The sequence below is a fragment of the Leucobacter fengyongliangi genome (assembly GCF_052386045.1).
In genome coordinates this window covers 2,290,615-2,304,482 of the sequence record NZ_CM126356.1, presented here as the reverse complement: position 1 = coordinate 2,304,482, position 13,868 = coordinate 2,290,615, and the positions used below count along the sequence as shown (strand labels likewise).

The following is a 13,868-nucleotide window of genomic DNA, read 5'->3' as shown; positions in this document are numbered from 1 at the left end:
AGTGCAAACGCATGGTGAGCATGAATGCCTTCGTGTGGGTGGTCATCGCGATTGTTGTCGTGATACTCGTGGTGGCGCTGGGGCTCAGCGTGTGGTGGGTCCGAGCCGCGAAGGCGAGGCGTGACCACGAGGAGCAGCTGCGAGGCCTGGGTGTGGGGTTCGAGTCTGGTCACGTGGGGCGGGCGCCCGGCGGTGCAGCCGAGCCATTCGGGCCGGGAGTGCCGACCTCCGGCCAGAACGACACCGTGCGGGTGACGCCGCTGAGCGGCATCGAGACTGATTACGAACGACTCGCGGCTGAGTCATTTCAAGCGCCCCCGGGGGTGCCGCTGGGGCAAGCGGTCTCGGCGGAACCCTTCTCCTGGACTGCGGCAATCAGCGAGCACGAGCCCTTCGAGATTCCCGAGGCGCCGCCCCTGTCGGCCAAGCCCCTGCCGGCCCAGCCCCCGCGAACGGCCCGACGCGCGGAGTCGGACTCTGCTGGAACGTCACCTCAGGTCGATCAGGTGACTCCGGTGACTCCAGCCGCTCCCCCCGTTCCTCCCGCTCCGGCCGTGCGCTCCGCTCCGCTCGTCACTCCCGACCCTCCCGTTGCTCCGCCGATTCCCGACGGTTCCGTTTCATCCAGTGACTTCACCGAAGACCTCGACCGCACGACCGTCGTGCGCCGTGAATCTCGCGTGACCGGCCATCTCGTGCTTCCCGACGGCGAAGCACTGCCGCTTTACCGTGACAACGTCGTCGGGCGCAGGCCTGAGAGCGTACCGGGTGTGCACGCGGTCGTGATCCCCGACCCCACGCGCACTCTCTCGAAGACCCACGCGCGGCTCAGCCACGATGGCGAGGGATGGGTGGTCGAAGATCTCGACTCCACCAACGGCGTCGTGTTGCTGCACGACGATGGGCGTGAGCAGGAGCTTGACCCCCGGCAGCCGGTCATCGCGACACCTCGCTTGCTGCTGGGTACCCTCGAAGTTGAGATCCGCGACGAAACTGAGCGTGGCTAACGCGGTGAACGCTCCTGCAGGCCCAGGTGACCGACCATGAACGCCCCCGGCCAGACGAACGAGCAGGCCGCCGCCGACCGCAGCGCGCTGCCCTCGATGAATCGCCGATCGCAGCGCGCCAGGCGGCTGACACTCTGGGGCTTTGGGGCCAGCGTGCTGGCGTGCGCGCTCGGTTTATGGTGGATCGCGCAGCTCGCCTGGGGATAACTCCCTGATCCGCACCAAAGCTGTGGATAGGCCCCGCGCGAGATGACTGCTTTCGAATACAGTCTGCATTTGACCCGTCAGTAATGTCTGCCGGGTGGCAGTAGCCTCCGCGGCCCTGATTCTTGAATCGGGGGTCGTGTGGGGCATTCGAAAGGGACACCGATGTTCGCTCGATCTACTCGTCCATTGCGGCGGTTATCCGGGGTATCCGTTCTTGCTCTCGTTGCCGCGGTGGGCGCGGCCTTGACTCTCAACCTTGCCGGCTGCGCCGGGGCAGAGCCTCGCGCGGGGGCAAGTTCGGCCGCCGCCGAATCGGTCACCGATGTCTCGGGGGCCTCAGGGAGCCTCGAGACGCCGGAATCACTGGAGGGCGCAGTCGTCGGGGGAGAGGCGCAGAACGCGGAGGATGCAGCGGAAACGGAGGCCCCGATCAAGCTCGGCATGCTCGTGCCGCTCACGGGCTCCGAATCCGCGTTTGGCGAATCCATGCGCAACGGAGCTCGGCTCGCGGTCGACGAACTCAACCGCGACGGTGGGGTGAACGGGCGTGAACTTGAGCTCGTCGTGATCGACGACGCGTGCGACGCAGTCACCGCGTATGAGGCCGCGCCGCGTCTCGTCGCGGCGGGTATTGACGCGTCAGTGGGTGGGTACTGCGCGGGTGCCGTGCTACCCACGCTTCCGATATTTGGCGAGGCTGGGATCCCCTCGGTCGTTCCCGCGGGAGCATCACTTGCCCTTGTCGGGCAGGGCGCGTTTCTGATGAGTGGTGGCCCCGTGCAGGAGGCCGCGGCTTGGCTGAATGTCGTGCGTCAGTATCGCCCCGCTGCCGGGGCTTCTGGCACGGGGGCCACGGGGGGCCCAGGTGCGAGAACTGGGACTGGAAGTGCGCGTGGCACCGCTGCTGCCATCTCCGCTCCCGTCGCGGTTGCCCTGCTCGACGATCGCACCGCTTCGGCACGGGAACTTGCCGAGCTGTTCCAGGGGCAGATCGAGTGGGCCGAACGGGGGTCGCAACCCGCCATTCCGACGATCGTGCACTCCGGCTCGGTGACCTCCCAGGGAGGGGATCGCGATGACGCGATCCTTGCGACGCTTGAATCGAACCCCGACCTCATCGTCTGGACCGGAAATCCACTGGGAGGGGTGCCGCTGGTTGATGGCCTCAGGGCAGCGGGTTTCCGGGGCCCCATTCTGGTGTCGGGAACAGCTGAGCGCGTCGCTCCGCTCCCCGTATCTGAGGGTCCCGGTGTGATCTCTCCGCGCACGGATGCGGAACACGTGGCCGCCTCATCGCTGGACAGCTACGCGGCGGCGGGCCTCGCTGAACTGGTCTATGCCACGTCTCCGCTCACTCCGGAGTTGCTCACTTCCGAGGTGCTCACCCCCGAGTTGCCTACCGGCGAAGCCGAGTGGATCGCGGCCTACACGAGCGCCTTCGGGATCGTTCCCGGCCAGTACTCGCTCGAGGCGTACGATGCGTTCCGCGTGGCGGCGGAGGCGATGACCGTGGCGGGATCCACCAGGGGAGACCTCGTGACCACCGCGCTGCAGTCGCTCGAACGCTTTGCGGTGTTCTCGGGCACCGCCGATTTTGACCACGAGGGAATGCTGCGGGGCACCGGGACGGTGCGCATGGTTGCGTCGCTCGGAGACGGGGCGGGTGTGGTGCCGGTGACCGACCTGCGCCGGTGGACCGATAGTCGGGTGACCGGGTGACCGGGTGACCGGGTGCTGGCGTGTTCGGCGGAGCTCACTCCACCGGTTCGGCCACTGAGCATGCCTGAACGTCAGCCGTGGATATTACGAAAACTCCGCACCCGCAACGGCAGCCGGTTGTGTAACTAACTAGCTAAGCTAGATAATTGATAAGCGAGCCTGTCGTCTGTGGTTCATTACCGAAGGAGCATTCCATGTCGATCCGAGACCTTGAAGTCACCCTGCCAGATGGCACCGTTCGTCGCTTTGGCGACATCGCGCCCGGTGCCGCACTCGTGGTCAACGTGGCCTCGAAGTGCGGGTTCACGCCCCAGTACAGCGGGCTTGAGGAACTGCACCAGGAGTTCGGTCCGCAGGGACTCACGGTGGTAGGTCTGCCGTGTAATCAGTTCATGAGGCAGGAGCCGGGTACAGCAGCGGAGATCGGGGAGTTCTGCCAAGTCAACTACGGCGTGACCTTCCCGCTTCTTGAGAAGGCAAAGGTGAATGGCAAGAACGCAGCACCGCTGTTCAAGGAACTCAAGCACGGCAAAGACCCGATGGGCGTGGGAGGCCCCGTGGCATGGAACTTCGAGAAGTTCGTCGTGAGCGCCGATCCGGCCGATGGTTCCGAGCCGAAGATCGTGCGGTTCCGCTCCACGACCGAACCGCAAGACGAGTCCATTCGCGCCGCGATCGCAGAGGCGCTCGGGTAGCCGCTGAGATACCCGGCCGCCGGCGGCACTCCGTGCGCAGGTGTGCCGCTGTGGCGAGGTTCTGAGGCAGGCCGCGATCCACTGTGAACCAACGTGATCCACCTCGTGAAAGCTATGCGTGAGGTGAAAGGTTGTTGAACCCCCACCCGCACCACAGTCCGCGGGCGTAGGCTGGAAAGAGGGGCGCAAAGTACGCTCCGAGTTCGAAAGGTGGGGCGTGAAAACCGTCAGCTACAACCTGAGGAAAAACCGTGCGGTCGGCGAGATCGGCGAGTTGGCTAACCAGCACGAGGTTGACATTCTCTGCCTCCAGGAGGCGGATTCGATCGCGCTTCCTTCGCACCTCGGGCACATGCGCCTGGTGCATGCGACCGAGAACAATCGCCTTGGGCTTGCCATGTACGTGCGCGAGGATCGCTTTGCGGTGCGCGCGGCACACACGTTTCGGCTGAAGAAATCGCTGCACGATCGGGTGCTCGCGCCAGCGCACGAGCGGCTGCTCGGCGCACGCCTGCACGACCGCGAGACCGGGCGCGACCTCGTCGCTGCCTCGTTTCACGCGGCACCGCTCACCGCGCTCAACTCGCTGCGTCGGCACCAGATTCACGCGGCGCTGGCCGAGTTGCGCGTGCTCGGCCCAGGGCTGCCCGCCCTCATGGTGGGCGACTACAACTACCCGGTGTTCCAGAATAAGCTTGATCGCAACATGCGTGAGGCCGGATACGACCTGACGCTCAGCGACAAACGAACTTACACGCGCTACAAGATGTTTCGGGGGCACTTCGACTTCGCCACCTCGTCAGGTATGAACATCGAGAGCGTGCGCACGCTCGATCGAGGTACGAGCGATCATCTGCCCATCTTGGTGCACGCCGTGCTCGATGCCGAGACGCAGCAGCAGCTCATCGACCGAGGCGCGGTCGACCTCTCCGCCGCTTAGGCGTGCCCTGAGATCTCAGTCTGCCCGGGGCTGAATTTGGGGCTGAATTTGGGGCTGAGTCTCGGCCTGGGTTTGTGTCTGGGTCTGGGTCTCGGTTTGAGGCTCGGTCTCGGCCTGGGTCTGGGTCTGGGTCTCGCCAGTGGCAAAACCCCCGTCGGATATCTGAGTTCAGCGCTCTGTGTCAAGCTGTGTGGAGTCACTCGGACGTTAGTTGTGTGGTTTGTTTCGGGAGATTGATTCCCACGAGGTCCGCTGGTGCCGGCGTAACCGGGCGCCCGCGGAACCGTTCCGGGTGCGTGTCGTAATAGTGTTGCAACGCGAGGTCGCGGGTCTTCCACACCTCACGCCATGACCCGTCACCGACCTGAGCGGGTGAGAACAACGCGATCCCGGAGTGCTTGTGCTCGGTGTTGTACCAGGCCACATACTCGGCGAGATACGTGCGGGCGGCAGCAAGATCAGCGAAGACTCTGGGATAGCCGGGCCGGTACTTCATCGTGCGGAACCCGGCCTCGGAGAACGGGTTATCGTTCGAGACGTACGGCCGGTTATGCGACAACGTGACTCCGTGGTGGGTGAGCGCGTTCAGGAGCGCGTGTGAACGCATCGCTGACCCCGAGTCCGCATGCACCACCTCCGGGGCTCCGTAATGGGCGATCGCGGTCTCAAACATCTCGACCGCGAGGTGATCAGCCTCTCGTTCCTCGACCCGCCACCCCACGATCTCACGCGAGAAAATATCGGTGATCTTGTATGCCTTGAACGTTTTCCCCCACCACGGCGAGTACAAGTCAGTGATGTCCCACGACCACGCTTGCCCGGGCCGGGTCGCCGTCACGACGGGTTTCTCGCGTGGGGCCCGTTTCCCGCGCCGGGTCGGGACCTGCGGGCGCAGCATCTGCTCCTCGATGCCGGCAGCGATCCGCCACCACGTGCGACGCGACGCGAGCATCACTCCCGCATCCCACGCCGACGCGTACGCATGATCCACGGACACGCTCTTCGCCCACCCCGCAAGAATGTACCCCACGATGCGTTCCCGATCGGTCGGACTGATGCGTGCCCGGTACGCCCGCTCGGCCTGCGGAACCGGGGCCATCACCACTTGGCGGGGCTGTTGCCGGTAATGCCACGTCGCCCGGGACACCCCCGCAAGGCTCAGGGCCTTACGCTGTGACCCCGTGATGCGGGTGAGCTCGGTCACGAGGAGGTTCTCGGCGGTGATGAACTCTCTCGCCCGGTCGCCGGCAACGTATCGGGCTCTTGCTCGTTCAGCTTGTGCAAGAGCCCGATAGCTTTTCCCAACGCGTCATTCGTTCCCTCGAGTTCACGAATCCGGGCGTTGAGCGCGGCGAGTTCTGCGTCGTGTTGTTCTTTCGGGATGCTGCGCTGCTGGTGGGAGATCTCCCGGCGGGCCTTCGCGTCTGGTGTCATACCGCTACTCTCTCGCGGAATCATGCCGCGGTCGAGATCGCCCCCGAACACGGCATCTTGCCAGCGCATGATCTGATGCTTGGAAAAGGTTTGCTCTTTCAACCATCTCGTTTTCGTGCCATGGGGAAGGTTCTGGTACTCGTGCACATACTCACGGATTTCCGTGAGAGTGAAGCCCGGCGTGATCGACATGATGGGTGACCTTTCTGTCAACCGAGTGACTCACACACAGCCTGGCAAAGAGGGCAGTCGGATGCACTTGGCCAATTCGGTCCGACTGAAATCAAAACTCCGACAGGGGTAAGCGCCCTGGGTCGGCAACCCGGTCAAGCGCCCTGGCCAGGTACCTAGGGTCAAGCGCCCTGGCCAGGTACCTTGGGTCAAGCGCCCTGGCCAGGTACCTTGGGTCAAGCGCCCTGGCCAGGCACCCCGGGTCAGGCACCCTGGGTAGGCACCTCGGGTCAGGCACCCCGGGCAGGTACCTTGGGCCAGGCACCCCGGGTAGGCGCTCCCTGCCAGGCACCCCGGGTCAGTCGCAGATTGAGAGAATCACGCGAGGTGCAGCCCTTGCGCGACCACACTCATTATGCGGGACTGTACCTCGGGCCAGTGCTCAAGTACTTGCGCGTACGAGACACGGATCACCAGATACCCATGAGTGAGCAGGTAGGCATCGTGCCTGATGTCCTCATCACGTTGAGCCCCGGTGTGGTGCGCGCCGTCAATCTGCACGATGAGTCGCTCCCCGATCAGGAGATCGACACGGTGCCCCAAGACCCAAGCCTGGGGCACGACGGGAACTCGCAACCACTGCAGTCGACTCGCCACGATGGACTCCAACCCCGAATCCGCAAACGGGGTCGCCACCTCGAGCAGTCGCCGTGCCGCAGCGCTCATCGGCAGCTTCAAGAGCCCAATCCGAGTGATGAGACGCTTATTCAGCGCCGACTCAAAGATGGTTAACGCCGATTCATGGGGCTGGCAGCGGGCGACACAATCCAAGAAATTCTCCACCGGATCCACCAAAATCTCAGGGTGTCTAGGAATCGGCGGTGTCGCCCAGTGCACGACTCCGCCAGTCTCGGGCGCGCGAGCATGACCACTTCGTGTGGCAAGGTGCGGGCGAGATTCGCTGAGCACCCAGAGCCCCTGCAGCTTCGCTGCACTCACACAGGTGAGAACCGCGTTATTCTGGGCAGCGAGTTTCAACAGTGGATCGGCACCGCGGAGCGCGATCCACCCTCTTCTTGGCCGCTCGGCGACCCCAGACTCAACTGACTTAGCGATGGCTTGAAACGAGTGACCCGCACGTCGCAGGTACGCGGTCGACACCACCCCGCCTTGCCGATGCAGGACTGACTCGAGTTTCATGTTTCTAGCGTGGCTGATGCGCAGTGTGGGCGGGGCGAAGCGCCGAGATCTGTGGATGACGCCAGGCTTTCACAGGGAGAGGCGAGGCTGTGGGCGTGAAGCGGGGAAGCTGGGAAGCGGGTCGCGGGGGTTGCGCACGTCGTGGATCTCGGCCCGAGGGCGGGCATCCACGTCGGGTATCTGAGTTCAGCGCTCTGTGTCAAGCTGTGTGGAGTCACTCGGACGTTAGTTGTGTGGTTTGTTTCGGGAGATTGATTCCCACGAGGTCCGCTGGTGCCGGCGTAACCGGGCGCCCGCGGAACCGTTCCGGGTGCGTGTCGTAATAGTGTTGCAACGCGAGGTCGCGGGTCTTCCACACCTCACGCCATGACCCGTCACCGACCTGAGCGGGTGAGAACAACGCGATCCCGGAGTGCTTGTGCTCGGTGTTGTACCAGGCCACATACTCGGCGAGATACGTGCGGGCGGCAGCAAGATCAGCGAAGACTCTGGGATAGCCGGGCCGGTACTTCATCGTGCGGAACCCGGCCTCGGAGAACGGGTTATCGTTCGAGACGTACGGCCGGTTATGCGACAACGTGACTCCGTGGTGGGTGAGCGCGTTCAGGAGCGCGTGTGAACGCATCGCTGACCCCGAGTCCGCATGCACCACCTCCGGGGCTCCGTAATGGGCGATCGCGGTCTCAAACATCTCGACCGCGAGGTGATCAGCCTCTCGTTCCTCGACCCGCCACCCCACGATCTCACGCGAGAAAATATCGGTGATCTTGTATGCCTTGAACGTTTTCCCCCACCACGGCGAGTACAAGTCAGTGATGTCCCACGACCACGCTTGCCCGGGCCGGGTCGCCGTCACGACGGGTTTCTCGCGTGGGGCCCGTTTCCCGCGCCGGGTCGGGACCTGCGGGCGCAGCATCTGCTCCTCGATGCCGGCAGCGATCCGCCACCACGTGCGACGCGACGCGAGCATCACTCCCGCATCCCACGCCGACGCGTACGCATGATCCACGGACACGCTCTTCGCCCACCCCGCAAGAATGTACCCCACGATGCGTTCCCGATCGGTCGGACTGATGCGTGCCCGGTACGCCCGCTCGGCCTGCGGAACCGGGGCCATCACCACTTGGCGGGGCTGTTGCCGGTAATGCCACGTCGCCCGGGACACCCCCGCAAGGCTCAGGGCCTTACGCTGTGACCCCGTGATGCGGGTGAGCTCGGTCACGAGGAGGTTCTCGGCGGTGATGAACTCTCTCGCCCGGTCGCCGGCAACGTATCGGGCTCTTGCTCGTTCAGCTTGTGCAAGAGCCCGATAGCTTTTCCCAACGCGTCATTCGTTCCCTCGAGTTCACGAATCCGGGCGTTGAGCGCGGCGAGTTCTGCGTCGTGTTGTTCTTTCGGGATGCTGCGCTGCTGGTGGGAGATCTCCCGGCGGGCCTTCGCGTCTGGTGTCATACCGCTACTCTCTCGCGGAATCATGCCGCGGTCGAGATCGCCCCCGAACACGGCATCTTGCCAGCGCATGATCTGATGCTTGGAAAAGGTTTGCTCTTTCAACCATCTCGTTTTCGTGCCATGGGGAAGGTTCTGGTACTCGTGCACATACTCACGGATTTCCGTGAGAGTGAAGCCCGGCGTGATCGACATGATGGGTGACCTTTCTGTCAACCGAGTGACTCACACACAGCCTGGCAAAGAGGGCAGTCGGTCCGAATTGGCCAATTGGATCCGACTGAACTGAGATATCCGACCTGGGTGTGGGTGTGGGTGCTGGTGCAGGGCGTGGGGTGCAGGGCGTGGGGCGCGGGGAAGCGTCTTGGAACGTGGAGCCAAGGAGCGACCAGCGGCGCCGCGATGTCGAGGCAACACGGCATACTTGTGGGAATGACGACCACCAGCACCGCGGCCCGCCCCACCGCCACAACCTGGATCGCCCGTGCGCTTCTCGGGGCGTTCGGTGTCGCGCTCGCGCTGATTGTGCTGCTCCCGTCCGAGGGCCATCAAGTTCTTGGCCTGGTCGAGACCCTCGCCGGGATTGCCTCGCGCGCTGGCATCCCGTATCAATTCGCCTTCATGACTCTGGAATTCGGCGCAAACGTCGCACTGTTCGTACCCCTCGGTGTGCTCCTGCCGATCGCTCTCGCGCGACCGGCGAGCCCTGCGACGCGAGGCATAGAGGGAGCGACGCTCTTCGGCACTGTGTGCCTCGGCGCGGCGATCTCCGTGCTGATCGAACTGGCCCAGCAGGTCATCCCGGGCCGGGTGAGTTCCCCCGCAGACGTGCTCGCCAATACGCTCGGCACCGCACTGGGCGTGCTGCTGCTGGTTGCTGTGCGCCGCGGTTTAGCCAGTGGATCGCGCACGCCCCCGATGCGCTGAGTACGGCGCTCAGCGTCTCGGCCGAATCACCCGTGCCCGAAGAGCCCGCACCCCAAGGGGGTCGGGCCTCACAGCCTGTATGGGGGTACGGCGGTGAGGCCCGCATCCCACACGGTACCGAGCGGACCAGCGTGATCCACCCGGAAATGCGTCGTCGAGGCTATGTTCACCCTCAGAATCACCCGACACAGCGAGTCACCGAAATGCTGCGAACGAATCGGAAACCGCCACTCGCCCAACTCCCTCCGCGCAGATGCGCGCACCGCGCCGAAACTGCCATAAAATCAGGTGACTGTTGGTAGAGCGTCAACCGAACGGTGCACGATGCAAAAAAAGAAACAGCTGAAGGCAGAGCTTGCACACTTGCGGGGTCGCCTCCAGGCGCTCTTCGAGCACAGCCCCGACCTGAACTACTTCATCGACCCCACGGGCCGGGTGTTTGAAATCTCATCCGCGGGGGGGCCAATCCTGCGCTACACCACGGAGCAACTGCGGCACATGACGTATCTCGACCTGGTGTTCCAGGAAGATCGAGAGCTCGTTGAGCAGCGGTTCGCGCAGGTGCTCAGCGGTCAGGTTGAGCGCTTCGAGGTGCGCTTGATCGATATCGAGGACGTGCCGATCGAGTTCGAGATTCTCGCGATCCCGGTGAAAGAAGACACTGAGATCGTCGGGGCCTTTGGGGTCGCGCGCGACATCAGTCGTCGCAAGGAGGTGGAGCGTCAGCTGCTGGCCAGCGAGCAGCGGTATCGCGCACTGTTTGACGACAACGTCGACGCGGTGCTCACCTACGACGTCGAGGGGCGCTTTGTGGCGATGAACCACGCCACCGAGGTGATGATGGGATACGTTGCCGACGAACTCATCGGCCAGCCGTTCCTGCCCTTCATCGTGCCCGAGATGCGTGAGTACACGATCGAGCAGTTCATGCGGGTGAAGCAGGGCGGCCCAGTGCAGTACGAGACGGCGATGTTCCATCGCTCCGGCAACGTGGTCGACCTGCACATCACCGTGATCCCGATTATGGTCGACGGCGAGTTGCAGGGTATCCACTGCATCGGAAAAGACATCACCCAGCGCAAGAAGCTCGAGTCGGCGCTGAACGAGATGGCCTATCACGACTACCTCACGGGCCTCCCGAACCAGCGCTCGATGCACCGCCAGCTCGAAGAGTTGATGGCTGCGAAGCGTCCCTTCGCCTTAATGGTGGTGGATCTCGACCGTTTCAAGTCCGTGAATGACAGCTGGGGTCACGAGACCGGCGACCTCCTGCTCAAGTCGGTGACGAAGCGGCTCGCGGCGCACCTGCCGCCGGGCGCGACGCTCTTCCGCTACGGAGGCGACGAGCTCGTCGCGGTGCTGCAGTCACCAGACGAGGCGGAGGTGCTGCGTTTCGCCGAGCAGTTGCAAGAGCTGTTCGAGGAATCGTTCGTCATCAAAGACCACGAGGTGGTGATGTCGGCAAGCATTGGCATCGCGACATCCCCCGAAGATGGAGACGTGATCGACACGATCTTCAGAAAAGCCGACAACGCGATGTACTTCGCGAAGCAGCACGGTCGAAACACCTTCGCCCTGCATCGCACGATCGCGCGCGAGGGCGAAGATCAGCTGCTGCAGCTCGAGATCGAGTTGCGCGGGGCGCTGCGCGGGGGCGAAGTCTCGGTGATGTATCAGCCCCAGGTAAATCTCGAATCGGGAGCGCTGCACGGGGTCGAGGCCCTGCTGCGGTGGGACAACCCGCGACTGGGTTCGATCACCCCGGAGGATTTTATTCCGATCGCGGAAGAGAGTGGCCTCATCGTCGAACTCGGTACCTGGGTACTCGATGCGGCGTGCGCACAGTTGGCCGATTGGCGCGCCCGGGGGCTCGGGCGGCTCCGGGTCTCGGTGAATATCTCGATCCACCAGTTTTATCACGACGGATTTCTCGAGATGCTGCAGCGCACCCTCGCGAAATATGAGGTGGATCCCGCCCAACTCGTGCTTGAGATCACCGAGTCGATCGCCTCGAACGCTGACCTCGTGGTGGCGCAGCTGCACGAGCTGAAGAAGCTCGGGGTGAAGGTCGCACTTGACGATTTCGGCACCGGCTATAGCTCGTTGCAGTACCTCAAGACCTACCCGATCGACTATTTAAAGATTGACCGCTCGTTTCTTGAAGACATGGAGACGAATCAGGCCGATCGCGATCTCGTGGCGACCATCATCACGCTGGCGCACAACCTGGGGCTCGAGACCGTCGCGGAGGGGGCCGAAACGGAGGCCCACATCGAATTCTTGCGCGCCCACCGCGCGGATTACGCGCAGGGTTTCTACTTCAGCGGGCCGCTGACGGCGGCTGAGTTCGAGACGTGGATCGCGGCGCGCTAACCCTCAAAGTAGGGCGTGAGTGGCTGCTTCCTGCGTGCTCAAGCAACCACTTGCGCCCTACCTGGCGGGGAGTGGTGCGCAGCCCGACTGCGGCGCTCGCGCTGCTCGCGACTCTCGCGCTCCTCAGCGTGCCGGGGTGCGCGGCGGGGCCCGAGACGGGGGGCGCCGAGCTGGCGCAGGGGGAAGACGCGCGCATCATCGCGCAGCTCGCCGAGATTGCCCCGCGCGACTCGGGCATCCCGGGCACGGGGGCAGCGCCACACACAGGCACGGTCACCGCGACAGAGTGCTGGAACCCCTCGGCGAACATGCTCGATGCCGAGACATTCCGCGTGCTCTGCCGGCTGCACTTTGCAGAGGCCGACACCGAGCGATATCGCGACATGATCTGCATCGGCAAGGTCACGGAAGATCCAGTGACGGAGTATTGCTACCCCTGGGCGTATTACAGCGAGATGCCCAGATATGAAGATCAGACGGGTTATCGGGCGTCGTAATTGCAGGTCACACCCCGTGTCAGTGGCATGCTTATGAGTACACACCGAGACACTCGCGCAGGCGGGCGAGATTCGGGCGGGCCTGCACATTGTCGAGCCTCGATCCGAGCCCCCACTGCCGCGGCGACACCTGGAGGAAGACGCATGAGCCTGGCACACACCGCGAAGAGCGGGTTACGCATCGGAGCCGCGGTCGCGGTCGCCGCGGCCCTGCTCCTCACCGCCGGCTGCTCGGGGCGGGAGGCCGGCGCGGGTGAGGCGGGCGGAGGCGACGGCGCGGCAACCGCTGGCACCAAGGTCGAGCAATTCGCCATCGTCACCCCGGAAAAGGAATCGGACTACGGCTGGAACCAGCAGGGCATCTGGGCCGCGCAGGCGGCTGCGGATGAGCTGGGCATCACGCTCGACGACAACTCGAACGTGGGCTACGACAACACCGAGACGATCCTCACCCAGGTCGCGGAGGCTGGCAACGACCTCATCATCGCCCACGCCAGCGGGTTCAACGCCGCGGGCCACCGCGTCGGCCTGCAGACCGGGGTGCCCACCCTGGTGGTCGACTTCGAGAAGAACGAACCCGGCAAGGTCGCCACGGTGATCACCCAGGGGCAGCAGGGCGCGTACCTCGCCGGGGTGGCCGCGGCAAAGTCGACCACGACGAAGACGGTGGGCATCGTCGCCTCGGCCGAAGACCTGAACTGGTTTCTGATGGCCGGCGGCTTCGCCCAGGGTGTCTTCAGTGTGGATCCCACAATCAACATCGTCATCGCCTACGTGGGGCCCGCGGCCTACGGCGACTCGGCCGGCGGCCGGGTTGTCACCACCCAGGTGATCGCCGCGGGTGCCGACGTGATCTTCGGCATGGGCGACGGCGCGACCATCGGGTACCTGCAGGCCATCGAGACCGCCGGCACCCCCTACCCGATCCGCTATATCGCGACCATCGGTGATGTCACCGAGATCGTGGACGACCCGGAGATGGTGCTTACCTCGGTGATCTGGAACTTCACCGACGCGTACGTGGCGGCGATCAAGGATGTCGAGGCCGGCACATTCGGCACGCGCACCTACGAGCTGAACGTTGCCAACGGCGGACTGTCGCTGCTTGACAGCCCGGCACTGACGGGTGACGTGGCGGCCGCCGTCGACGCGGCGACCGCGGGCATCATCGACGGCAGCGTGCAGGTGACGCGCACCACCGATCTGGCCGCCGTGCAAGCGATCATCGACGCCAGAGGGCAGTAGTCGG

The 13,868-nt window shown here is 64.4% G+C and carries 14 protein-coding genes; 9 read left to right on the top strand and 5 right to left on the bottom strand.

The annotated features are described in order from the left end of the window. Positions 1-11: 11 nt before the first annotated feature. The 5 genes from ACTNFK_RS10980 to ACTNFK_RS10960 all read left to right on the top strand — a co-directional run bounded on the left by ACTNFK_RS10980 (position 12) and on the right by ACTNFK_RS10960 (position 4,568). Positions 12-1,007, top strand: a complete 996-nt coding sequence (locus ACTNFK_RS10980; protein ID WP_435937508.1) for an FHA domain-containing protein — start codon at positions 12-14, stop codon at positions 1,005-1,007. Positions 1,008-1,043: 36 nt separating this feature from the next. Then, entirely contained in the window at positions 1,044-1,214 is a 171-nt protein-coding gene (locus ACTNFK_RS10975) for a hypothetical protein (RefSeq protein ID WP_433647670.1), read from the top strand. Positions 1,215-1,457: 243 nt separating this feature from the next. After that, on the top strand, positions 1,458-2,933 hold the full coding sequence (locus ACTNFK_RS10970) for a branched-chain amino acid ABC transporter substrate-binding protein (protein WP_435937507.1): 1,476 nt from the start codon (positions 1,458-1,460) through the stop codon (positions 2,931-2,933). Positions 2,934-3,127: 194 nt separating this feature from the next. Beyond that, positions 3,128-3,628, top strand: coding sequence for a glutathione peroxidase (locus ACTNFK_RS10965; protein ID WP_433646238.1), 501 nt, complete (start codon positions 3,128-3,130; stop codon positions 3,626-3,628). Between the two features lie 217 nt (positions 3,629-3,845). Then, entirely contained in the window at positions 3,846-4,568 is a 723-nt protein-coding gene (locus tag ACTNFK_RS10960) for an endonuclease/exonuclease/phosphatase family protein (protein WP_435937506.1), read from the top strand. A 196-nt stretch (positions 4,569-4,764) separates the two neighbouring features. On the opposite strand, the gene ACTNFK_RS10955 is transcribed toward ACTNFK_RS10960, so the two are convergent. From ACTNFK_RS10955 to ACTNFK_RS10935, 5 genes are all read right to left on the bottom strand, one after another. Continuing rightward, the gene (locus ACTNFK_RS10955; RefSeq protein ID WP_435936268.1) at positions 4,765-5,772 is read right to left on the bottom strand and encodes a DDE-type integrase/transposase/recombinase; all 1,008 of its coding nucleotides are present in this window, start codon (positions 5,770-5,772) and stop codon (positions 4,765-4,767) included. After that, positions 5,769-6,194, bottom strand: coding sequence for a hypothetical protein (locus tag ACTNFK_RS10950; RefSeq protein ID WP_435936267.1), 426 nt, complete (start codon positions 6,192-6,194; stop codon positions 5,769-5,771). Before ACTNFK_RS10950 ends, ACTNFK_RS10955 begins: the two co-directional genes overlap by 4 nt. Before the next feature lie 357 nt (positions 6,195-6,551). Beyond that, positions 6,552-7,373, bottom strand: a complete 822-nt coding sequence (locus tag ACTNFK_RS10945; RefSeq protein ID WP_435937756.1) for a DUF559 domain-containing protein — start codon at positions 7,371-7,373, stop codon at positions 6,552-6,554. Between the two features lie 214 nt (positions 7,374-7,587). Continuing rightward, positions 7,588-8,595: a DDE-type integrase/transposase/recombinase gene (locus ACTNFK_RS10940; protein WP_435936268.1), complete on the bottom strand. Its 1,008-nt coding sequence runs from the start codon at positions 8,593-8,595 to the stop codon at positions 7,588-7,590. Then, entirely contained in the window at positions 8,592-9,017 is a 426-nt protein-coding gene (locus ACTNFK_RS10935) for a hypothetical protein (protein ID WP_435936267.1), read from the bottom strand. The genes ACTNFK_RS10940 and ACTNFK_RS10935 overlap by 4 nt, the downstream gene beginning before the upstream one ends. Positions 9,018-9,254: 237 nt before the next feature. On the opposite strand from ACTNFK_RS10935, the gene ACTNFK_RS10930 reads away from it, so the two are divergent. From ACTNFK_RS10930 to ACTNFK_RS10915, 4 genes are all read left to right on the top strand, one after another. After that, positions 9,255-9,749: a VanZ family protein gene (locus ACTNFK_RS10930; protein ID WP_435936853.1), complete on the top strand. Its 495-nt coding sequence runs from the start codon at positions 9,255-9,257 to the stop codon at positions 9,747-9,749. A 324-nt stretch (positions 9,750-10,073) separates the two neighbouring features. Next, positions 10,074-12,122 (top strand): putative bifunctional diguanylate cyclase/phosphodiesterase, encoded by a 2,049-nt coding sequence (locus tag ACTNFK_RS10925; RefSeq protein ID WP_435936852.1) that lies wholly within the window; start codon positions 10,074-10,076, stop codon positions 12,120-12,122. 74 nt (positions 12,123-12,196) lie between these two features. Further along, complete coding sequence (locus ACTNFK_RS10920) at positions 12,197-12,619, top strand: hypothetical protein (RefSeq protein WP_435936851.1); 423 nt, start codon at positions 12,197-12,199, stop codon at positions 12,617-12,619. Positions 12,620-12,763: 144 nt separating this feature from the next. Next, the gene (locus tag ACTNFK_RS10915; protein ID WP_435936850.1) at positions 12,764-13,864 is read left to right on the top strand and encodes a putative B6 ABC transporter substrate-binding protein; all 1,101 of its coding nucleotides are present in this window, start codon (positions 12,764-12,766) and stop codon (positions 13,862-13,864) included. Positions 13,865-13,868 lie beyond the last annotated feature (4 nt).

Bases quoted from the DNA above. Each gene is read 5' to 3' on its own strand.
- ACTNFK_RS10980 (WP_435937508.1), top strand. From the start codon at position 12: ATGGTGAGCATGAATGCCTTCGTGTGGGTGGTCATCGCGATTGTTGTC.
- ACTNFK_RS10975 (WP_433647670.1), top strand. From the start codon at position 1,044: ATGAACGCCCCCGGCCAGACGAACGAGCAGGCCGCCGCCGACCGCAGC.
- ACTNFK_RS10965 (WP_433646238.1), top strand. From the start codon at position 3,128: ATGTCGATCCGAGACCTTGAAGTCACCCTGCCAGATGGCACCGTTCGT.
- ACTNFK_RS10950 (WP_435936267.1), bottom strand. From the start codon at position 6,194: ATGTCGATCACGCCGGGCTTCACTCTCACGGAAATCCGTGAGTATGTG.
- ACTNFK_RS10945 (WP_435937756.1), bottom strand. From the start codon at position 7,373: ATGAAACTCGAGTCAGTCCTGCATCGGCAAGGCGGGGTGGTGTCGACC.
- ACTNFK_RS10935 (WP_435936267.1), bottom strand. From the start codon at position 9,017: ATGTCGATCACGCCGGGCTTCACTCTCACGGAAATCCGTGAGTATGTG.
- ACTNFK_RS10930 (WP_435936853.1), top strand. From the start codon at position 9,255: ATGACGACCACCAGCACCGCGGCCCGCCCCACCGCCACAACCTGGATC.
- ACTNFK_RS10925 (WP_435936852.1), top strand. From the start codon at position 10,074: ATGCAAAAAAAGAAACAGCTGAAGGCAGAGCTTGCACACTTGCGGGGT.
- ACTNFK_RS10915 (WP_435936850.1), top strand. From the start codon at position 12,764: ATGAGCCTGGCACACACCGCGAAGAGCGGGTTACGCATCGGAGCCGCG.